Origin of the sequence: Streptomyces tsukubensis (assembly GCF_003932715.1) — a bacterium.
Classification (GTDB): Bacteria; Actinomycetota; Actinomycetes; order Streptomycetales; family Streptomycetaceae; genus Streptomyces; species Streptomyces tsukubensis.
Genome location: NZ_CP020700.1, coordinates 5,350,283 through 5,371,070 on the forward strand (window position 1 = coordinate 5,350,283; position 20,788 = coordinate 5,371,070).

At 72.9% G+C, this 20,788-nt stretch carries 18 protein-coding genes and 1 pseudogene; 13 read left to right on the forward strand and 6 right to left on the reverse strand.

The window, feature by feature from the left end; genetic code table 11:
* Positions 1-18 precede the first annotated feature (18 nt).
* Genes B7R87_RS22205 through B7R87_RS22220 form a run of 4 tightly spaced genes read left to right on the forward strand, consistent with a single transcriptional unit; the run spans position 19 to position 4,290 of the window.
* Positions 19-942, forward strand: coding sequence for an ABC transporter permease (locus B7R87_RS22205; RefSeq protein ID WP_006346821.1), 924 nt, complete (start codon positions 19-21; stop codon positions 940-942).
* Positions 935-1,930, forward strand: a complete 996-nt coding sequence (locus B7R87_RS22210; protein WP_006346820.1) for an ABC transporter permease — start codon at positions 935-937, stop codon at positions 1,928-1,930. The genes B7R87_RS22205 and B7R87_RS22210 overlap by 8 nt, the downstream gene beginning before the upstream one ends.
* Positions 1,931-1,943: 13 nt before the next feature.
* Positions 1,944-3,086, forward strand: coding sequence for an ABC transporter ATP-binding protein (locus B7R87_RS22215; protein ID WP_130584855.1), 1,143 nt, complete (start codon positions 1,944-1,946; stop codon positions 3,084-3,086).
* Positions 3,079-4,290, forward strand: coding sequence for an ABC transporter ATP-binding protein (locus B7R87_RS22220; RefSeq protein WP_006346818.1), 1,212 nt, complete (start codon positions 3,079-3,081; stop codon positions 4,288-4,290). Before B7R87_RS22215 ends, B7R87_RS22220 begins: the two co-directional genes overlap by 8 nt.
* Before the next feature lie 144 nt (positions 4,291-4,434).
* On the opposite strand, the gene B7R87_RS22225 is transcribed toward B7R87_RS22220, so the two are convergent.
* Positions 4,435-6,636: a S9 family peptidase gene (locus B7R87_RS22225; RefSeq protein WP_078902150.1), complete on the reverse strand. Its 2,202-nt coding sequence runs from the start codon at positions 6,634-6,636 to the stop codon at positions 4,435-4,437.
* Between the two features lie 156 nt (positions 6,637-6,792).
* Between B7R87_RS22225 and B7R87_RS22230 the strand changes: the two genes are divergently transcribed.
* The 4 genes from B7R87_RS22230 (at position 6,793) to B7R87_RS22245 (ending at position 11,220) form a co-directional block, all read left to right on the forward strand.
* A complete protein-coding gene (locus tag B7R87_RS22230; protein ID WP_006346816.1) occupies positions 6,793-6,987 on the forward strand; it encodes a hypothetical protein in 195 nt (64 codons plus the stop codon).
* 523 nt (positions 6,988-7,510) lie between these two features.
* Positions 7,511-8,440, forward strand: coding sequence for an N-acetyl-1-D-myo-inositol-2-amino-2-deoxy-alpha-D-glucopyranoside deacetylase (mshB, locus tag B7R87_RS22235; RefSeq protein WP_006346815.1), 930 nt, complete (start codon positions 7,511-7,513; stop codon positions 8,438-8,440).
* Entirely contained in the window at positions 8,437-8,856 is a 420-nt protein-coding gene (locus tag B7R87_RS22240; protein ID WP_006346814.1) for a DUF6113 family protein, read from the forward strand. Before mshB ends, B7R87_RS22240 begins: the two co-directional genes overlap by 4 nt.
* Positions 8,857-9,198: 342 nt before the next feature.
* The gene (locus B7R87_RS22245) at positions 9,199-11,220 is read left to right on the forward strand and encodes a peptidoglycan binding domain-containing protein (RefSeq protein ID WP_130584854.1); all 2,022 of its coding nucleotides are present in this window, start codon (positions 9,199-9,201) and stop codon (positions 11,218-11,220) included.
* 85 nt (positions 11,221-11,305) lie between these two features.
* On the opposite strand, the gene B7R87_RS22250 is transcribed toward B7R87_RS22245, so the two are convergent.
* A complete protein-coding gene (locus tag B7R87_RS22250; protein WP_006346812.1) occupies positions 11,306-12,154 on the reverse strand; it encodes a transglutaminase-like domain-containing protein in 849 nt (282 codons plus the stop codon).
* Positions 12,155-12,343: 189 nt separating this feature from the next.
* Positions 12,344-13,399, reverse strand: coding sequence for a GNAT family N-acetyltransferase (locus B7R87_RS22255; protein WP_040914442.1), 1,056 nt, complete (start codon positions 13,397-13,399; stop codon positions 12,344-12,346).
* Positions 13,400-13,514: 115 nt separating this feature from the next.
* Between B7R87_RS22255 and fdxA the strand changes: the two genes are divergently transcribed.
* Both fdxA and dapC read left to right on the forward strand, forming a co-directional pair.
* Positions 13,515-13,835: a ferredoxin gene (gene fdxA, locus B7R87_RS22260; protein WP_006346810.1), complete on the forward strand. Its 321-nt coding sequence runs from the start codon at positions 13,515-13,517 to the stop codon at positions 13,833-13,835.
* A gap of 237 nt (positions 13,836-14,072) precedes the next feature.
* Positions 14,073-15,155, forward strand: a complete 1,083-nt coding sequence (gene dapC, locus B7R87_RS22265) for a succinyldiaminopimelate transaminase (RefSeq protein WP_040914444.1) — start codon at positions 14,073-14,075, stop codon at positions 15,153-15,155.
* Positions 15,156-15,278: 123 nt separating this feature from the next.
* On the opposite strand, the gene B7R87_RS22270 is transcribed toward dapC, so the two are convergent.
* Entirely contained in the window at positions 15,279-15,776 is a 498-nt protein-coding gene (locus B7R87_RS22270; RefSeq protein WP_130584853.1) for an ATP-binding protein, read from the reverse strand.
* Positions 15,777-16,051: 275 nt separating this feature from the next.
* A complete protein-coding gene (locus tag B7R87_RS22275; protein ID WP_130584852.1) occupies positions 16,052-17,077 on the reverse strand; it encodes a hypothetical protein in 1,026 nt (341 codons plus the stop codon).
* An 88-nt stretch (positions 17,078-17,165) separates the two neighbouring features.
* Here B7R87_RS22275 and dapE point away from each other — a divergent pair, with 88 nt between their 5' ends.
* Positions 17,166-18,245, forward strand: a complete 1,080-nt coding sequence (gene dapE / locus B7R87_RS22280; protein ID WP_006346807.1) for a succinyl-diaminopimelate desuccinylase — start codon at positions 17,166-17,168, stop codon at positions 18,243-18,245.
* A 94-nt stretch (positions 18,246-18,339) separates the two neighbouring features.
* Positions 18,340-19,089 carry an LOG family protein gene (locus B7R87_RS22285; protein ID WP_006346806.1) on the forward strand — a complete coding sequence of 250 codons (750 nt, stop codon included), beginning with the start codon at positions 18,340-18,342 and terminating at the stop codon, positions 19,087-19,089.
* Between the two features lie 67 nt (positions 19,090-19,156).
* On the opposite strand, the gene folP is transcribed toward B7R87_RS22285, so the two are convergent.
* Entirely contained in the window at positions 19,157-20,017 is an 861-nt protein-coding gene (folP, locus tag B7R87_RS22290; RefSeq protein WP_006346805.1) for a dihydropteroate synthase, read from the reverse strand.
* A 132-nt stretch (positions 20,018-20,149) separates the two neighbouring features.
* Here folP and B7R87_RS22295 point away from each other — a divergent pair.
* Positions 20,150-20,506: pseudogene (locus B7R87_RS22295) on the forward strand (hypothetical protein); the annotation flags it as partial.
* Between the last annotated feature and the right edge of the window lie 282 nt (positions 20,507-20,788).

Here is a 20,788-nt window from a genome sequence, read left to right on the forward strand (position 1 = left end):
AGCCTTCGGGAGCCCCCCATGGGACGTTATGTGATCCGGCGTCTGCTCCAGATGATCCCGGTCTTCTTCGGCGCCACCCTCCTCATCTTCCTGATGGTCAACGTGATGGGCGACCCCATCGCCGGGCTCTGCGGCCAGATCCAGTGCGACCCCGCCACCACCGCCCAGCTCCGCGCGCAGTACGGCCTCGACCAACCCCTCTGGCAGCAGTACGCGACCTATATGGGCAACGTCTTCCAGGGCGACTTCGGCACCGCCTTCAACGGACAGCCCGTCACCGAACTGATGGCCGCCGCCTTCCCCGTCACCATCCGGCTCACCCTCGTCGCCATCTGCTTCGAGATCGTCATCGGCATCAGCCTGGGCGTGCTCACCGGGCTCTGGCGCGGCCGCCCGATCGACACCGGCGTCCTGCTGCTCACCCTCGTCGTGATCTCCGTGCCGACCTTCGTCACCGGTCTGCTGCTCCAGCTTCTGCTCGGCGTCGAGTGGGGCATCATCAAACCCGCCGTCTCACCCGGCGCCCCCCTCGACGAACTGATCGTCCCCGGACTGGTGCTGGCCTCCGTCTCCCTGGCGTACGTCACCCGCCTCACCCGCACCTCCATCGCCGAGAACGCCCGCTCCGACTACGTCCGCACGGCCCGCGCCAAAGGGCTGCCCCGCCACCGCGTCGTCACCCGCCATCTGCTGCGCAACTCCCTCATCCCCGTCGTCACCTTCATCGGCGCGGACGTCGGAGCCCTGATGGGCGGGGCGATCGTCACCGAGCGGATCTTCAACATCCACGGCGTCGGCTACCAGCTCTACCAGGGCATCGTCCGCCAGAACACCCAGACCGTGGTCGGCTTCGTGACCGTACTGGTGCTGGTCTTCCTGCTGATCAACCTGCTCGTCGACCTGCTGTACGCCGTACTCGACCCGAGGATCCGCTATGCCTGAGCCGCAGTACGATCCCGACGGCACCCTCGGCGGCGCGATCGCGCCCACCGGCGCGGGCGGCACCATGGACCTGGCCACCGCGGAGGGCGCGACCCTGGAGCAGCGCCCCGAGGGCGGCCCGCAGGGCACCGGACCCGCGGCCAAGCCCCGCAGCCTCTGGTCCGACGCCTGGCACGATCTGCGCCGCAACCCGGTCTTCCTCATCTCCGCGCTGGTCATCCTCTTCCTGGTGTTCATCGCGATCTGGCCGCAGGCCATCACCTCCCAGAACCCCCTCGACTGCGATCTCGCGAAATCGCAGGAGGGCTCCCAGTCCGGCCACCCCTTCGGCTTCGACGGCCAGGGCTGCGACGTCTACACCCGGACCGTGTACGGGGCCCGGGCCTCGGTCACCGTGGGCTTCTGCGCCACCCTCGGCGTCGCGCTCCTCGGCTCCGTCCTCGGCGGTCTCGCCGGATTCTTCGGCGGCGCGGGCGACGCCGTGCTCTCCCGGGTCACCGATATCTTCTTCGCCATCCCGGTCGTCCTCGGCGGACTCGTCCTGCTCTCCGTCGTCACCAGCAACACCGTCTGGCCCGTCATCGGCTTCATGGTCCTGCTCGGCTGGCCGCAGGTCTGCCGGATCGCCCGCGGTTCGGTGATCACCGCCAAACAGAACGACTACGTCCAGGCCGCCCGCGCCCTCGGCGCCTCCAACTCCCGCATGCTGCTCCGCCACATCGCACCGAACGCCGTCGCGCCCGTCATCGTCGTCGCGACCATCGCCCTCGGCACGTACATCTCCCTGGAAGCGACCCTGTCCTACCTCGGCGTCGGCCTCAAACCCCCGACCGTCTCCTGGGGCATCGACATCTCCGCCGCCTCCCCCTACATCCGCAACGCCCCGCACATGCTGCTCTGGCCCGCCGGCGCGCTGGCGATCACGGTGCTGGCGTTCATCATGCTCGGCGACGCGGTCCGCGACGCCCTCGACCCCAAGCTGCGCTGAGGAGAGTGCCGGGATGCTGCTCGAAGTCCGCGATCTCCAGGTCGAGTTCCGTACCCGCGACGGGGTCGCCAAGGCCGTCAATGGAGTGAGTTACGGCGTCGCCGAGGGCGAGACCCTCGCCGTGCTCGGCGAATCCGGCTCGGGGAAGTCCGTCACCGCCCAGGCCGTGATGGGCATCCTCGACAGCCCGCCCGGCCGGGTCTCCGGCGGGCAGGTGCTCTTCCGCGGCCGCGATCTGCTCACCCTCAAGGAGTCCGAGCGGCGCCGGGTCCGCGGCGCGGAGATCGCCATGATCTTCCAGGACGCGCTCTCCGCCCTCAATCCCGTCCTGAGCGTCGGCACCCAGCTGGCCGAGATGTACACCGTCCACCGGAAGCTGAAGCGCAAGGAGGCCCGTGCCAGGGCCGTGGAGCTGATGGAGCGCGTCGGCATCCCGGCCGCCGCCGAACGCGCCGGGGACTATCCGCACCAGTTCTCCGGCGGTATGCGCCAGCGCATCATGATCGCGATGGCACTCGCCCTCGAACCCGCCCTGATCATCGCGGACGAGCCCACCACCGCTCTGGACGTCACCGTCCAGGCCCAGGTCATGGAGCTGCTCGCCGGACTGCGGGACGAGTTCGCCATGGGGCTGATCCTGATCACCCACGACCTCGGGGTCGTCGCGGACGTGGCGGACCGGATCGCCGTGATGTACGCGGGCCGGATCGTCGAATCCGCCCCGGTCCACGACATCTACCGCGCCCCGGCCCACCCCTACACCCGCGGACTCCTCGATTCCGTGCCCCGGCTCGACCAGAAGGGGCACGAGCTGTACGCGATCAAAGGGCTGCCGCCGAATCTTCAGCGAATCCCCCCGGGCTGTGCGTTCCACCCCCGCTGCCCGATCGCCCGGGACGTCTGCCGGACGGATGTACCACCGCTGTACGAGGCGGGACCGGGCCGCCTCAGCGCCTGCCACTTCTGGCGCGAAACGCTGGCGGGTGCGGCGGGTGCGGCGGGTGCGGCGGGTGCGGCGGGTGCGGACCGTGCAGGCGGTACGGGTGGTGCGCGGGGCGCCGGGGACGGCGGTACGGCCGCGGGCCCGGGCGCCGCCGCAGGTCCGGGCCCCGATACCGCCACCCCGCGCGACGAGGAGGCGGACGGCCGTGACTGAGACCACCGTTCAGCCGGCGGCCGCCGGCACCACCGCCGAGCCGATCCTCGAAGTCCGCGAGCTGGTCAAGCACTACCCCCTCACCCAGGGCATCCTCTTCCGCCGCCAGGTGGGCGCCGTCCGCGCCGTCGACGGAGTGGACCTCGACCTCTACGGCGGCGAGACCCTCGGCATCGTCGGTGAATCCGGCTGCGGCAAGTCCACCCTCGCCCGCATGCTCGTCCAGCTCGAACGGCCCACCGCGGGCCGGATCCGCTACCGGGGCGAGGACATCACCCGGCTGTCCGGACGGGCCCTCAAGGCCGTGCGCCGCAATATCCAGATGGTGTTCCAGGACCCGTACACCTCCCTGAACCCCCGGATGACCATCGGGGACATCGTCGGGGAACCGTACGACATCCACCCCGAGGCGGCACCCAAGGGCGACCGGCGGCGCCGGGTCCGGGAACTCCTCGACACCGTCGGCCTCGACCCGGACTACATCAACCGCTACCCCCACCAGTTCAGCGGCGGCCAGCGGCAGCGCATCGGGATCGCCCGCGGACTGGCACTGCGCCCGGAGATCGTGGTCGCCGACGAACCCGTCTCGGCCCTCGACGTCTCCGTCCAGGCACAGGTGGTCAACCTCCTGATGCGGCTCCAGCGCGAGTTCGGCCTCAGCCTGGTCTTCATCGCCCACGACCTGTCGATCGTGCGGCATATCTCCGACCGGGTGGGCGTGATGTACCTGGGACGGGTGGTGGAGCTGGGGCGCCACGAGGAGATCTACGACCATCCGACGCATCCGTACACCCAGGCGCTGCTCTCCGCCGTGCCCGTACCGGACCCGGAGGCACGGGCCCACCGCGAGCGGATCATCCTCGGCGGGGATCCGCCCTCACCCGCGCACATCCCCTCCGGCTGCCGCTTCCGCACCCGCTGCTGGAAGGCGCAGGAGCGGTGTGCGCTGGAGGTGCCGCTGCTGGCCGTCCCGGCGGAGTTCCGGCTCGCGGAGGAGGGTCCGGTACGGCACCCCTCGGCCTGCCACTTCGCGGAGGAGCGGCAGGTGGTCCCGCCGGGGAAGCCGGCCGCTCCGCAGGAGCCGGGTCCGGCAGGAGACACCACAGGACCCACCAGCCCCACCGACCCCGACCGTCCGCAGGACCCCGGAAACCATCCCGACCACCCCGGCACCCCGGGTCCCGGCACTCCGCCGAACGGCTGACACTCTTTTACACGGCGGCAATCCGGTTGTCTCCGCGCCGATATACGGGCCCGGCAGGCTGCGGGGCGTACGGCCGTGCGGGTGCCGTACTCCGGCCGGGGCCTCCTGGAGTGGCCCCGGCCGGCACCCGCGCCGGACCGCCCGTCAGCTCGCGGCCCGGCCGATGCCGAGACTCCGCCGGAGGAAGTCCACCTGGAGGTGGAGCAGATTCTCCGCCACCTCCTCCTGCGGCGTCATATGGGTCACCCCGCTCAGCGGCAGCACCTCGTGCGGGCGGCCCGCCGCCAGCAGGGCGGAGGACAGGCGCAGGGAGTGCGCGATCACCACATTGTCGTCGGCGAAACCGTGGACGATCATCAGCGGTCGGGCGGGCTCCGCCGCGCCGCTCAGCCCCTCGTCCGTGACGAGCGAATTCGCCGCGTACACCTCGGGGTGCTCGTCCGGGTGGCCGAGATACCGCTCCGTGTAGTGGGTGTCGTACAGCCGCTGGTCCGTCGCGGGCGCCCCCGCGACCGCCGCGTGGAAGACATCGGGCCGGCGCAGTACGGCCATCGCCGCGAGGAAGCCCCCGAAGGACCAGCCCCGGATCGCGACCCGACCCAGGTCGAGCGGGAAATCCCCGGCGAGCGCGTGCAGCGCCGCGATCTGGTCGTCGAGGACCACACCGAAATCGCCCGCGACCGCCTTCTCCCAGGCCGGGTTCGGCCCGGGGGTGCCCCGCCCGTCCGCGACGACCACCGCGAACCCCTGGTCGGCGAACCACTGGGAGGTGAGATGGGCGTCGTGGGCGGCGACGGCCTTACGGGCCCGGGGGCCGCCGTAAGGGTCCATCAGCACGGGCAGCGGACCCCGGGACCGCTCGTAGCCCGTCGGCAGCAGCACCGCGCAGGGGATGCTCCGTTCGCCCGCGGCGACCAGCCGGGGCCGGGCGGTGAGCACGGGCCTCTCGGCGTACGAGGCGATCGTGGCGACCCGCTTGCCGTCGCGCAGCACCGCGTACTCCGTGCCGGGCACGCCGGGGCGGGCGGAGATCAGCACGGTCACCGGGCCCGAGCCGACCGCGGTGTGCACCCCGGGGCCCTCGGAGATCCTCTCGACGCCCCGTTCCCCGACCCGGTGGACATGGACCTCGCCCAGCTCCGGCTCCTCGGCCCCGGCTCCCGCCGCGGTCGCTACGAGGACGTCCTCGTCACCGATGCCGAGGACGGCCCGTACCTGGAGCCCGGCGCCGGTCAGCGCCCGGTCTCCGACCTTCAGCACCCGCGCGCCGCCCTCGTCGGAGATCCGGACCAGCTGCCCGCGGGGCGTCCAGGCGGGTACCGCAGGGAAAAGTTCAAGCCAGATCGGATCCTCGTCCACGTGGACGGTACGGGTCTCGCCGGAACCGGTGTCGACGGTCAGACAGCGCTGGGTGCGCTGGTCCCGCGCCTGCACCAGCAGCAGCGGCGCCCCCGCCGCCGACCAGTGCACCCGCGCCAGATAGGGATAGGCGTCCCGGTCCCAGACCACCTCGGTCCGCGCCCCGCCGCCGACGGGGACCAGGAAGAGGCGCACCTCGGCGTTGGCGGTCCCGGCCGAGGGGTACGCGACCCGGCGCGGGTCCCGGTCCGGCCGCGCCGGATCCGCGATCCACCAGCGCCGTACCGCCCGGTCGTCGACCCGCGCGACCAGCAGCCGGTCCGACTCCGGGGCCCACCAGTAGCCCCGGTCACGGCCCATGCTCTCCGCCGCGATGTACTCGGCGGAGCCGTACGAGACCCCGCCCGCTCCGGCCTCCCCGCCGTCCCCGGCCTCCTCGGGCGAGGGCTCCGCGAGGGCCCGGTCCCCGCCGCCGTCCGAGCCGACGACCCGCAGCGCGCCGCCGGAGACATAGGCGACCAGCTTCCCGTCGGGTGAGGGCCTCGGGTCGATCACCGGCCCCCGTACGGGTAGTTCGCGGGACGCGCCCGTCCGCAACTCCGCCGTGAACAGACGTCCGGAGAGGGCGAAGGCCGCCAGTTCCACCCTCCCGTCGACCGCGTAGCCCACGATGCCCGCCGACCCGTCCCGGCTCCGCTCCCGGCGGGCCAGCTCCGCCGTCGACAGTTGCTCCTGCGAATTCCCCAACAGGGCACGGGGATCGGCCACCGGCCGTTCCCGGAAAGCCCCTTCCGGCCCTACCGTGGTGGGGTGGTCGTCGAGGTCGAGCACCCACAGCCCGCCCTCCCGGTCGGTTCCGGACACCGAACGGATGAAGACCACGCGGGAGCCGTCCGATGCCACCGTGAACGAGCGTGGTGCGCCCAGGGAAAACCGCTGGGTACGGGCGAACTGGCGTGGAAAGGAGCTGTGTTGCCTCGTGGTCATGCCATCGAATCTAGTGCGCTGTGCGCCCCCGCGTGCTGCCGTGCACCGACTGATGCGTTAGTACGGATAGTTATGATCCGTAGCGCGAGATGGGTAGGAACCATCTGCGCGTGCAACCTGCCTGTCCCGATCGAATATCTGTGGAGGTGAACCGCCGTGGCACTCTCAGTTTCGGCGGTGGTGCTGCTGGCGATCGTCGTCTTCCTGCTGGTCCGGAAGTCCGGACTCAAGGGCGGGCATGCGGTTGTCTGCGTGTTGTTCGGTTTCTTCCTCGCCAGCTCGTCCTTCGAGCCGACGATCACCGATCTGACGACGAGTGTCGGTGACATGATCGGTGACCTGAAGTTCTGACCGGGCTCCCGCACGTGTGCGGGGGTCCTTCTTTTTGGCCGCTTCCGGCTCCGCGCCGGTTCAGCGCCGGTCCTGCGCCCTGCGTGCGCCGGTCCGGCGCCGCTCCGTCCTGCCCGGCGGCGGTCCGTCCGTGTCCCCGACCCCTGCCGACCCCGACCGCGCCCCCGGCTGCGATCCCGACCCCACCCGGCCACGAGTCACCCTCCGGCCGAGCCCCGCCGTCCGACCCGGTCCGGCCCGGTCCGCCCCGGCACGGCGGGTCCCACCCGACCCGGCTGTCAGGGCCGGGCGAACCTCCCGCGATCCGGACGCACCCGGGGCGGTTCCCCGGCCACCCCGGAGGGACCGCCGCGGGATCGCGTTGCATCCGCACGCAACCGATGCGACCGATGCGACCGCATGGGACCGTACGTGAGCGGTACGGCCCGGATCCGACCTCCGGCGGTCCGTGGATCGACCGACCTGTGGCCGGGGGACTTCACGTTCCGCCACGCGCCCCGGCGCGGCCTCGTAGGCTGTGTCCATGAAGGATCTTTCCACCCGTCGTCTGCTCCTTGTGCACGCGCACCCGGACGACGAGTCGATCACGAACGGCGCCACGATGGCCCGGTACGCGGCCGGCGGCGCCAGGGTCACCCTGGTGACCTGCACCCTCGGCGAGGAGGGCGAGGTCATCCCGCCCGATCTCGCCCATCTCGCGGCCGACCACGACGACTCCCTCGGCGAGTACCGCATCGGTGAGCTGTCCGCCGCCATGAAGGAGCTGGGCGTCACCGACCACCGCTTCCTGGGCGGCCCCGGGCGCTACCGGGACTCGGGAATGATGGGCCTGCCCCAGAACCGCCGCGAGGGCGCCTTCTGGAACACGCCCGTCGACGACGCGGCCCCGCATCTCGTGGAGATCATCCGCTCCGTACGCCCCCAGGTCATGGTCACGTACGACCCCCACGGCGGCTACGGCCACCCGGACCATATCCAGGCCCACCGCGTCGCCATGCGCGCCGCCGAGCTGGCCGCCGAGCGGGCCTTCCGGCGCGACCTCGGGGATCCGTGGACGGTCGCCAAGATCTACTGGACCCGGGTGCCGCGCTCCGTCGCCGAAGAGGGCTTCGCCGCACTCAGGGCGGCCGGGGTCGGCTTCCCCGGCGTCGCGGCGGTCGACGACGTCCCCGGTGTCGTCGAGGACGACGAGATCACCGCGGCGATCGACGGCAGCGCCTACGCGGAGCGGAAGGCGGCCGCGATGCGCGCGCACGCCACCCAGATCGCCGTGGACGGGCCGTTCTTCGCCCTCTCCAACGACCTCGGCCAGCCGATCTTCGCCACCGAGTACTACCAGTTGGCCGAAGGCGAGCCGGGTGTTCCCCGGGGGCGCCGCGAGGACGACCTCTTCGCCGGGATCCCGGACGCCGCAGGCCCGGAGGTCCCCGGCACGGCCGGGGTGCCCGCATGAGCACGGCACCCGGTACGGGCCTCACCCGCGACTGGACGGCGCAGAAGCCCCGGCCGGGCCGGATCGCCGCGTACCTCCTTCTCGTCCCGCTCGGCGCGGTCGTCGGCACCGCCGGATCCCTGGTCCAGGCGGCCTGGTTCCCGGCCGGGCTGCTGCTCGCCCTGCTCGGCTCCGCCGGACTCTTCTACGGAGCCCGTACGGCGCTGGGCAACCAGCTCGGGGTGGCCGCGGCGGGCGCCGGCTGGCTGGTCGCGATCGTCGTGCTGAGCCTCGGACGCCCCGAGGGCGACGCACTGTTCGGCGCCGGGATCGGACCGCTGCTCTTCATCCTCGGCGGGATGGTCGTCGCTGTGATGTGCGCCACCCTGGGCGGACCGGCGCAACCGGGCCGCGGTCCGGGGCGACTTGAGAAGTAGGGCGCCCCGGCGCCCCGTCCACGGGGCACCCACGGGAGCGTGACACCGTAACCGGTACCGCTCCCGGCGGCCCGGAGCCCGCCCGGACGGGCGGACATCAGTACGAACGCAGGCCGGAGCCGGTGTCCCGGCGGCCGAACCCCCGTCCGTACGGGCCGCACTGACGGCCGGAGCGATCCGGCAGTCGTACACCAGTGGTGGAACAGGGCCGATCCGGTGCCCTTTCCACAGTCGCGGCGTGCGTGTCACCGGCGGCCAGTATGGTGGTGCGCGCCGCCGAGCCGCCCAGCGAACGAGGACACAGTAAGAGACGGGCGGCGGAGCCAACCGGGAGATCCTGCTTTGAGTCGTGAAACTGATAGTTCGTCCTCCGGGCCCCAGGGGCGCGGTGGAGCCGCCTACCCCTCGGGGACACCGCCGTACGGGTCCGGCCGCTTCGGCGGCGGCGCGGCGGCCGACGGCGAGCCGAAGAAGCCGGACGCGGCCAAGTCCGAGCCCAAGACCGAGACGACGATCACCACCCGGATCCGGATCAACATTCCCGGATCACGGCCGATTCCGCCCGTCGTGGTGCGCAAACCGGCCAACGAGCCGGGTGCCGGGGCGGCGGACGCCCCCGCGGCACCGGGCGGCTCCGGTGGTGAAGCCGAGGCGGAGCGTACGGCTGCGATGCCGGTGCCTTCGTTCGGTGGTCCTGCTGGTCCCGGTGGCCCCGGCGCTCCGGCGCCCGCCGACGGCGGAGCGGCCGCGGGTGACAAGGCGTCGAACGACTGGTTCGCGCCGCGGAGGTCCGGGACCAACGGCGCCGGCATCAAGGTGCCCGTCGATCCGGGCGCGGGCGTTCCCGGCGGTGCACCCGCCGGTGCGGGCCCTGCGCCGGGCGGCCCCGGCGGTCCGCACGGACCCGGCGGTTCCGGTACGGGCCGCCCCCACAGCGCCCTCAGCGACCTCTCGGGAGCGGCGGGCGCGGGAACGGCCGCACCCGCCGGTTTCGCCCCCGGCTCCGACGCCCCGCCGCACGGTGTGCGTCCGTCGGCCGGTGCCGGACCCGACGGGCCGACGACGGGCCCGGCCCGCGGAGCCATGCAGACCGGCGCGCCGGTGCACGCGGGTGCCGTCGCGGCGCCGCCGCGGATGTCCGACGACACCGCCGTCCTGACCCCGCAGCGACCCGCACCGGGCCGCCCCGCGGGTCCCGGCGGCCCCGGGGCCCCCGCAGGTCAGGGCGGGCCCGGGGACCATGTCTCGGGGGACACCCTGACCAGCGGAGTGCCTCCCGTCCGGCCCGATGCGGAGTCGCCGTTCCCGGCGGGTCCCGGCGCCGCCGGGAAGCCCTCCGGTCCGTCCGGCCCGGGCGGCTCGCCCGCCTCTGAGTCCACGGCTCCGGCTCCCGCTCCGGCCTCCCGTCCGGCGCCCCCGCCGCCCGCCAAGAAGGGCCGCTCCAAGACGGCCCTGATCGGTGTCGCCGTGGTCGTCCTGGGCGCCGTCGCCTACGGCGCCGGGCTGCTGCTCAACCACTCCGATGTGCCGAAGAGCACCACGGTCCTCGGCGTCGACATCGGCGGCGGCACCCGCGACCAGGCCGTCGACAAGCTCCAGGGCGCCCTCGGCAAACGTGCCGCGACCCCGCTCCAGCTGTCCGTCGGCGGCAAGAAGATCGCGCTCGCCCCGGACAAGGCGGGCCTGTCCTTCGACGCCCAGACCACCGTCCGCAACGCGGCGGGCAGCGACTACAACCCGATGTCGGTGATCGGCTCCCTCTTCGGCGGCGAGCGCGTCGCCGAACCGGAGATCGTCATCGACGAGGAGAAGCTGCGGGTGGCCCTCGCCGATCTGGCGGGCAACTCCGGCTCGGCCGTCGAGGGCACGATCAGGTTCGAGCCCGGGAAGATCGTCGTCGTCCCCGGCAAGGCCGGTCAGGGCATCGACGTCAACCGCTCGCTGACGATGGTCAAGGACGCGTACCGGGCCCAGGTCGAGTCCGGCCGCCCGAACGCCGTACAGCTTCCCGTCGCCGGTCTCCAGCCGTCGATCAGCCAGGCGGAGCTGGACCGGGCCGAGAAGGAGTTCGCCGAGCCCGCGATGTCCGATCTGATCACGATCAGGGCGGGCGGCCGGAAGATCGACTTCGGCCCGCAGCGTTCGCTGCCGCGGATCCTCTCCATGAAGGCCGTGAACGGCAAGCTGGTGGAGGTCTACAACAAGGAAGCCATCGAAGAGCTGGTCGGCGGCACCTTCCAGGGCGTCATGGTCACCAAGGCCGACGGTAAGAAGCAGCAGCTCAACGCCGATGACATCGCCAAGGCGATGGGTCCGGCCCTGCGCGGCGAGACCCGGCAGGACCGCACGGTGGACATCAAGTAGCGACAGCGACGGGCCGAGTGGCCCCGAGATGTGTGCGGCCCCCACCCGGATCCGGGCGGGGGCCGCACACATCTCGGCGGGGGCGTCAGTTCAGCATCGCCCGGGCCGCCCGGGCCCGGCCCCGTACCGCCTCCGCCGTCGCCGGTTCGACCATCGCGACCACATCGGCGTAGGCGTCCAGCTCCGCCGCGCCGGTCAGGAAGTCTCCTCGCCGGACCAGGAGTTGGGCGCGTTCGTAGCGCAGCCGGGCCGGGTGGGAGGGGAGGAGCAGGGACAGGTCCACCGCCCACAGCGCCACATCCGAGCGTTCGGGGCGGGCCGTGGCCCAGGCACGGATGTTGTTGAGGATGCGGACCAGCACGTCCTGCGCGGGCGCGGGCTTCAGCATCGACGGTTCGAGACGTGCCCCCGTCGCCCCCTCGACCAGCAGCGACGCATCCGACTCCGACAGCACGCGGCCACCGCCGAAGGGGTCGGCCAGGACCTGTTCCTCCGGCTCCCCGAAGCCGACGACGAAGTGCCCGGGCAGCGCGACCCCGTACACCGGTGCGCCCGCCCGCCGGGCCACCTCCACCCAGACCACGGAGAGCAGGATCGGCAGTCCGCGCCGCCGCCGCAGCACCTCGTGGAGCAGGGACGACTCCAGGCGCCCGTAGTCCGCGGGGGTGCCGTGGAAGCCGAGTTCACCGCCGAGCAGCCGCTCCAGGGCGGCCGCCCAGGCCAGAGGCGTACGGAGTCCGTACGGCAGCAGCCCGGCCAGGCGGTCCAGTTCGATCTGGGCGGCGTCGACCGCCGAATCGTCGTCCGCGCCGTCCGCGACCGCCCCCAGCAGCAGACAGAGCAGGGACAGATCGGGCCGGTCGGCACGGGCCTCTTCGGCGAACCGGCGCAGATGGCCCGCCGGGTCGGCGGAGGCGGCTGAGTCGTCGTGCATAGGCCCACAGGTACCCAACGAGCCCCCGCCGCGTCCACTCGCCGCGAGAGGGAGTCTCGGCGGAACCGAGCGGTCCGGCCGGTACGGGGCCGGACCGGAGCGGACCGGAGCGGGCCGATCGGTACGGAACCGAGCGGTCCGCTCTCCGTACCGTCCCGCCCCGTACCGTCCCGCTCCGTACCGTCCCGTTCAGTCCCGCGGCCCGCGGTAGTGGTGGTAGCTGTGGTGCGTGGTGAAGCCCATGCCCGCGTAGAGCGCGCCCGCCGCCGTGTTCTCCTTCTCGACCTGGAGCCACGCCGCCGACGCCCCCTCCTCCAGCGCCCGCCCGGCCAGGGCCGCCATCACGGCCCGCGCCAGACCGCGGCGCCGCCGGGCCGGATCGACCTCGACCGCCATGAAACCGGCCCAGCGCCCGTCGACGACGCACCGCCCGATCGCGACCGGAGTCCCGTCGTCCCCGGACCCGGACCCGTCACCGGACCCGTCACCGGACTCGGCGGCCACCGAGGCGAACCAGACCGAAGGACCGCTCTCCAGAACCCGCAGCATGTGCGGCGCCGGCTCCCCAGAAGCCCGCTGGTACCGCCGGAGCCAGCCCCCGCCGGGCCCGCCCGCCGTCCGGGACAGGGTCACCCGGTCCCGGTCCGCGTCGAGGTCGGCGACCGGGGCCAGCGCTCCGATCCGTACGTCCGCCGACACCTCCCGCGTCCAGCCCCGCTCCTCCAGCGCCGCGCACAGCGCCTCCTGGGTCCCCGCCGCGCCCGTGGCCGCCTGGACGTACGCGGGCAGGGACCGCTCCGCGTACCACGACCGCACCCGGTCGAGCGCCTCGTCCAGGGGTACGCCCGGATCGCCCAGCGCCAGCGCCGAGTTGGCCCGCCGGGTGAAGCCGGACGCGGCCCGCAGCTCCCACTCGCCGAGCCGTTCGCTCTCCACCGGCCGCCAGGCCCGGGACGCCACCCGGGTCAGCTCCGCGAAGTCCGCCGCGGGGCCGCGGCGTCGGGCCGGGGCGGCGGGGACGGTTTTCCCCGCGACCAGCGACGTCTCCGGAACGCGGACCACCTGGCCGGTGCGCCGTGTGATCACCAGCACACCACTTTCGTCCCATGATGTGAGAACACCGACCACGTCAGTGAAGGTCCCCGCCCCCTCCGAGGGATCGACCAGGCGTCGGATTGATACCCGTTTGCCCACGTCAAGGGGTGTAATACGGACTTCGAGCCGTCCCGCGCCGGTGATTTCCACTGCTCTGTGCGCCCCTCCTGTTCGGATCGTCCCCGAGAACGGAGATACTAGGGGCGGGCATCGACGACGCCGCGCTCCCGCGCAAGCCACAGCCCTACCGAGGAGGAACGACAGCGTGACCTACGTCATCGCGCAGCCTTGTGTCGACGTCAAGGACAAGGCCTGCATCGAGGAGTGCCCCGTCGACTGCATCTACGAGGGTTCCCGGTCCTTGTACATCCACCCCGACGAGTGCGTCGACTGTGGTGCCTGTGAGCCGGTCTGCCCCGTCGAGGCGATCTTCTACGAGGACGACACGCCGGAGGAGTGGAAGGACTACTACAAGGCGAACGTCGAGTTCTTCGACGAGCTGGGCTCGCCGGGCGGTGCCTCCAAGCTCGGGCTGATCGAGCGCGACCACCCCTTCGTCGCCGGTCTGCCGCCGCAGAACCAGTAACCGGCGGTCGGCGGTCCGCCGATCACCGCACTGCCGGTCCCGTACGGTCGACGTCCGTACGGGACCGTTGCGTTTCCGTTCCGGCCGTCCGCACCCGGTACGGGCTCGTCCCCATCCGGTACGGGCCCGTACGAGCCCGTACGAGAAAGAGAACAGCCCGTGTCCGCAGCCTCATCCGCATCCCCGACCGGTTCCGGCCCCGGCGCCGCGGGCGATCCGCGCCGGGTCTCCGCGCGTCTGCCCGTCTTCCCCTGGGACCGGCTGGAGCCGTACAAGGCGACCGCCGCGGCCCACCCGGACGGAATCGTCGACCTCTCGGTCGGTACGCCCGTCGACCCCGTTCCGGAGCTGATCCGCGAGGCGCTGGTGGCCGCGGCCGATTCACCCGGCTATCCCACCGTCTGGGGTACGCCCGCGCTGCGCGACGCCCTGGCGGACTGGGTCGGCCGGCGGCTCGGCGCGGCCGGTGCCGGGCACCGCAACGTCCTGCCCGTGGTGGGCTCCAAGGAGCTGGTGGCCTGGCTGCCCACCCAGCTGGGCCTGGGCCCCGGCGACCGGGTCGCCTACCCCCGGCTGGCCTATCCGACGTACGAGGTCGGCGCCCGGCTGTGCGGGGCGACGCCCGAGGTCTACGACGACCCGACCGAACTCGACCCGGACGGGCTGAAGCTGCTCTGGCTGAACTCCCCGTCGAACCCGACCGGACGGGTGCTCGCCAAGGACGAGCTGATCCGGATCGTGGCCTGGGCCCGGCGGCACGGCGTCCTGGTCTTCAGCGACGAGTGCTATCTGGAGCTGGGCTGGGAGGCCGAACCGGTCTCCGTGCTCCACCCGGAGGTCTGCGGCGGTACGTACGAGGGCCTGGTCGCCGTCCACTCCCTCTCCAAGCGGTCCAACCTGGCCGGATACCGGGCCGCGTTCATCGCGGGCGACGAGGCGGTGCTGGGCGAGCTGCTGGCGGTCCGCAAGCACGGCGGGATGATGGTCCCGGCGCCGGTACAGGCCGCGACGGTGGCCGCGCTCGGCGACGACGTACACGTGGCGGAGCAGCGGGCGCGGTACGCGGCCCGGCGCGCGGCGCTGCGGACCGCCCTGGAGGGCCACGGCTTCCGGATCGAACACTCGGAGGCCAGCCTCTATCTGTGGGCGACGCGGGGCGAGTCCTGCTGGGAGACCGTCGCGCATCTGGCGGGGCTGGGGATCCTGGTGGCGCCCGGTGACTTCTACGGCGAGGCGGGGGAGTCCTTCGTCCGGGTGGCGTTCACGGCCACGGACGAGCGGGTCGACGCGGCGGTGAAACGGCTGGCGGCAGCGGGCTGAGCCGTGCCGGCCCCCGGTGCTCCCGGCCCGGTGCTTCCGGTACCGGGGAGCGGATACGCGGGTACGGCGAAGGGGCCCGGGGAGCGGACGTCCGCTCCCCGGGCCCCTTCGCGCCACCCCGGATCAGGTGAGCGGCAGGCTCTCCGTCGGCAGCGCGCTGACGGGCAGGCTGCCCGCCGTCAGCCCCTCGGTGGGCAGGCTCTCGGTCGGCAGCCCGCCCTCCAGGGAGCCCGCCGTCAGACCGCTTTCGCCCAGGGCCGTCGTCGCGCCGTCGGCGGTCTTGCCGAGCAGACCGCCCGCGTTGCCCGCGGCCTCGCCCGCGGTCTCCTGGGCGGCGGGGGCCGCCGTCCGGCCCGTACCGCCGACCGCCCGGCCCGCGGCGGGGACGGACTGCTTGACGGCGTCGCCGCCCGTCTGCCCGGCCAGCTCGGAGGTCTGCCGCGCGGCGCCGTCCAGGGTGCCGCTGACGCCGTCGGCGTCGAGCGCGGTCAGCCCGGCGACCGGTACGGCCTGCGCGAGGTCGACGGCGCTCGCGGAACCGGCCGCACCGACCACGGGGGCTGCGCCGGCCGCGATGAGCAGGGCGGCGCGGGCGATCCGACGGGTCAGGGGGAGGGACATGATGCTCCTTGAGACGAGGGGGCATGGATGTTTCGCCGTGACAACCGCGAGAAGGGCGGGGTAAGTTGCGGCACCCCGAGGTAAAGAGTTCGTAATGCATCGCATTATCGACCCTGGGTAAAAGCGGGCGAATGCCGTCCGCCGCGACCGGCTGCCGAACCGTCACTTCCCTGGTTTTTCAAGGGTCTGGAGGGGTGGCGGGAGGGGTCGGCGGCCATCCGCCGCACCCAGGGGGGAGAGGTCCGACCGCTCACCCCTGCGGGGGACTTCCCGCATCAGCGTTCGAGTCGAATGCGGACCGTGCCTGTGCCTGTGTCTGCTTCTGTTTCTGTGCCCGCGGAGCCCGCCGCCTCCGTCCGCCCGCCGCCGCCTCCATCGCCTCCATCGCGTGCATCGCGTACATCGCGTTCCGGCCCGCCCCTGCTCCAGCCCCCGTCCGCATCGTCGGCACGCCACACCCGGCCGCCGTACGAGACCTCCGCGATCCGCAGCTGCTGGGCCCGGGCCACGGCCCAGTGCGCCAGCTCCCAGCCCCGCGCGGCCCCGCCACCGGCGACCGGACCGCCGGCCGTGGCCCCCGGACGCACCGGCACGGACACCTCCCGGGCACCCGGCCCCGCCGCGGCCCCCTCCGCACCCGCCTTCGGCAGCACGGCCGGGCCGAAGGCCCTCACCAGCTCGGCCCGGACCCGGGCCGGATCGCCCGCGCCCCTCGTACCGCTGCCCGGAACGCAGGTCAGCGCCGCGCCCGCCCGCCCGGTCAGCGCGGCGGCCAGCAGCGCCGCATTCGTCTCGTGCTTCGCGTACGCCTGCGGGAAACCGCTGCGCTGCACCCGCTGCGCGGCGACCGTCAGCGGCAGCCGCGAATAGCCGGGCACCGCCGCCAGACCGTCGTAGAACTTCCCGGCCGAGTACACCGGATCCAGGATCTGCTCCGGCGTGCCCCAGCCCTTCGACGGCCGCTGCTGGAACAGACCGAGGGAATCACGGTCGCCGTGGGCGATGTTCCGCAGCCCCGACTCCTGGAGCGCGGTCGCCAGGGCGATGGTGACCGCACGCTCCGGCAGCAGACGAGTGGTGCCGACCGCGGAGATCGTCGCCGCGTTCGCCGCCTGCTCGTTGCTCAGCTCGTACACCGGACCGCCGCCGCCCGAAGCGGCCCGCACCGTGCAACCGGGGGCGCCGTTGCCGGTGGACTGCTGCACCACGACATAGCCGATCAGCGCGGCGAGCACCGCGAACCCGGCGGTGATACGCGGAAGCCGACGGGACGAGCGGACAGCGGGGACGTTCTCTGACACACGCACACCGTACTAGGCAGTAGGCGTTTTGCCCCGGGTCGTGCACTCTCGCCGCGGCTCCTTACCCGCCGCCGGTAGGGTCGGTCCCATGCGCCCCACCACGCTCGACCTCCGCCTCGACGGCCCCGCCCTCACCGCCGCCCTCGTCGACTTCCCCTCCGTCAGCGGCGACGAGAAAGCCCTCGCGGACGCCGTCGAGGACGCACTGCGCGCGCTGCCGCACCTCTCCGTCGACCGGTACGGCAACAACGTCGTCGCCCGTACCCACCTCGGCCGGGCCGAGCGGATCGTCCTCGCCGGGCATATCGACACCGTGCCGATCGCGGACAACGTTCCCTCCCGGCTCGACTCCGACGGCGTCCTGTGGGGCTGCGGAACCAGCGATATGAAGTCCGGGGTCGCCGTCCAGCTGCGGATCGCCGCCACCGTCCCCGACCCCAACCGCGATCTCACCTTCGTCTTCTACGACAACGAAGAGGTCGCCGCCCATCTCAACGGCCTCGGCCTGATCGCGGACGCCCACCCCGAATGGCTGGCGGGCGACTTCGCCGTACTGCTCGAACCCTCCGACGGCGAGGTCGAGGGCGGCTGCCAGGGCACGCTCCGGGTCCTCCTCCGTACCAGCGGTGAACGCGCCCACTCCGCCCGCAGCTGGATGGGGTCCAACGCCATCCACGCCGCCGCCCCGATCCTCGCCCGCCTCGCCGCTTACGAGCCGCGCCGGCCGGTCGTCGAGGGGCTGGAGTACCGGGAGGGGCTCAACGCGGTCCGTATCGACGGCGGAGTCGCGGGCAATGTGATCCCCGACGAGTGCACCGTCGTCGTCAACTACCGCTACGCCCCCGACCTGGACGAGGAGCGGGCGCTGGCCCATGTCCGGGACGTCTTTGCCGGCTGCGGGGTCACCGAGTTCACCGTCGACGACCACAGCGGCGCGGCCCGCCCCGGCCTCACCCATCCCGCCGCCGTCGCGTTCATGAAGGCCGTCGGCGGCACTGCCCGGCCCAAGTTCGGCTGGACCGATGTCGCCCGCTTCAGCGCGCTGGGCGTACCGGCGGTGAACTACGGGCCCGGCAATCCGCTCCTCGCCCACAAGCGCGACGAGCACGTGGCCGTGGAGCGGATCTCCCACTGCGAGGAGAAGCTCCGCCAGTGGCTGACGTCCTGAGCAGCCCGTACGGCGAGAGAACGATCTAGGCTTGATCGAGGAACGACCAACGACGACGTCCGCGGTGCGGACGTCCGGCGGAGGGAGCAGGTCCATGGGCAATCCCGATGGTGCGCGCGGCTGGGAGGAGCAGCGGCAGGGGCCGGTACTGCGCCGCAGAGACCAGGTCCAGCCCGGCACCACCGACCAGCGGCTGCTGGACACCGAAGGCGACTCCGAATGGGTCCACACCGACCCCTGGCGGGTCATGCGGATCCAGTCCGAGTTCGTCGAGGGCTTCGGCGCGCTCGCCGAACTGCCGAACGCGATCAGTGTCTTCGGCTCCGCGCGGACCCCGCAGGACACCCCGGAGTACGAGGCGGGCATCCGGATCGGCACCGCGCTGGTCGAGGCGGGCTTCGCGGTGATCACGGGCGGCGGACCCGGTGCGATGGAGGCCGCCAACCGGGGTGCCAGGGAGGCCGGCGGCGTCTCCGTGGGCCTCGGTATCGAGCTGCCGTTCGAGCAGGGGCTCAACCCGCATGTCGACATCGGGGTGAACTTCCGCTACTTCTTCGTCCGGAAGACGATGTTCGTGAAGTACGCCTCCGGGTTCGTGGTGCTCCCCGGCGGGCTGGGGACCCTCGACGAACTGTTCGAGGCGCTCACCCTCGTCCAGACCGGCAAGGTGACCCGCTTCCCGATCGTGCTCTTCGGCAGCGCCTACTGGAGCGGTCTCGTCGACTGGCTGCGGGACACCGTCGTCGCCCAGGGCAAGGCGTCCGAGCGCGATCTGCTGCTGTTCCACGTCACGGACGACGTCGACGAGGCGGTGGCGCTGGTCACCAAGGAGACCTCGCGCTGAGAACGTGAACGGCGAGGGGGGTACGGGCCCGGCCCGTACCCCCCTCGCCGCCGTCACCGCCCGCGGGTCAGGCCAGACCGCGGCGGGCCACCCGCGGCGCGCGGTGACCGGCGATCGCGGCCACCATCTCCAGCACCTGACGGGTCTCCGCCACCTCGTGCACCCGGTACACCTGAGCGCCCAGCCACGCCGACACCGCCGTCGTCGCCAGGGTGCCGATCAGCCGCTCCTTCACCGGCCGGTCCAGGGTCTCGCCGACGAAGTCCTTGTTGGAGAGGGAGACCAGGACCGGCCAGCCCGTGTCCGCCATCTCCCCGAGCCGGCGGGTGGCCTCCAGCGAGTGCCGGGTGTTCTTGCCGAAGTCGTGACCCGGGTCGATCATGATGCCGTCGCGCCGGACCCCGAGGTCCGCCGCCCGCTCCGCGAGGCCCACGGTGACCTGCAGGATGTCGGCCATGACGTCGTCGTACGCGATCCGGTGCGGCCGGGTCCGCGGCTCCACGCCGCCCGCATGGGTGCAGACCAGGCCCGCCCCGTAGCGGGCGGCGACCTCGGCGAGCTTCGGGTCGAAGCCGCCCCAGGCGTCGTTGAGCACGTCCGCGCCCGCCTCGCAGACCGCGGCGCCGACATCGTGGCGCCAGGTGTCGACGCTGATCACCACCGACGGGAAGCGGCGCCGTACCTCGGCGACGAAACCGACGGTACGGCGGATCTCCTCCTCGGCCGTGACCTCCTCGCCCGGTCCGGCCTTCACCCCGCCGATGTCGATGATCGCCGCACCCTCGGCCACCGCCTGCTCGACCCGGGCCAGCGCGGGTTCGTCGCGGAACGTGGCCCCCTGGTCGTAGAACGAATCGGGGGTACGGTTCACGATCGCCATGATCACCGGCTCGTGCGCGGCGAATTCGCGGGTTCCCAGCCGCAGCATCAGCGGTTTCCTCCTCTGGTGGTCCGGCCTGCGACCCTAACTGTCGGACCGGCGTGGCACGATCAGCACCGGACGCATCATCCCTCGGGTCACTCCTCGGTCCTCGGGTTCCACGGGAAGGGACGCTCGCTCGTGTTCTTGTTCTTGCTGATCGCGATGGTCGTGGTCGTCGGCGCGGTGACACTCGCCGTGCTCGGCGGCGGCGACAGCGCGGCGCTGCCCGAGGCGGCGCCCGAGCGGCTGGTGGATCCGCTGCCGGAGAGCAGACCCGTGGGACGGGCCGATGTGGAGGCGCTGCGGCTGCCGGTCGCCGCCCGGGGCTACCGGATGGCGGATGTGGACGACGCGCTGGCCCGGCTCGGGGCGGAGCTGGCCGAGCGGGACGCGCGGATCGCCCGGCTGGAGTCGGCGCTCGCGGGCGCGCGGGCGACGGCCGTCGGGGGGCGCGAGCTGTTCGCCGGGGTGGGGGATCCGGGCGAGGACGCGGCGCCCGGTGCGTACGACGTGCCGGAGCACGGCCCGCACGCCGGTCCCGGACCCGACCTGGATACGCACCTGGACACTGACCTGGACCTGGATCCGGACCCGACGCCGGACCCGGACCGGGACCACGATCCGGAGCCGGACCGGAACCACGATCCGGAGCCGGGCCCGGACGCCGGTGCGGACGGGAAGCCGGCCGGTGGCGCCGTAAGGGACGCCTCCGAAGCGGAGTACGGAGCGGGGCTCACCGCGCCGGAGCCCGGTGGAACGGACACTACGACCGAAGGG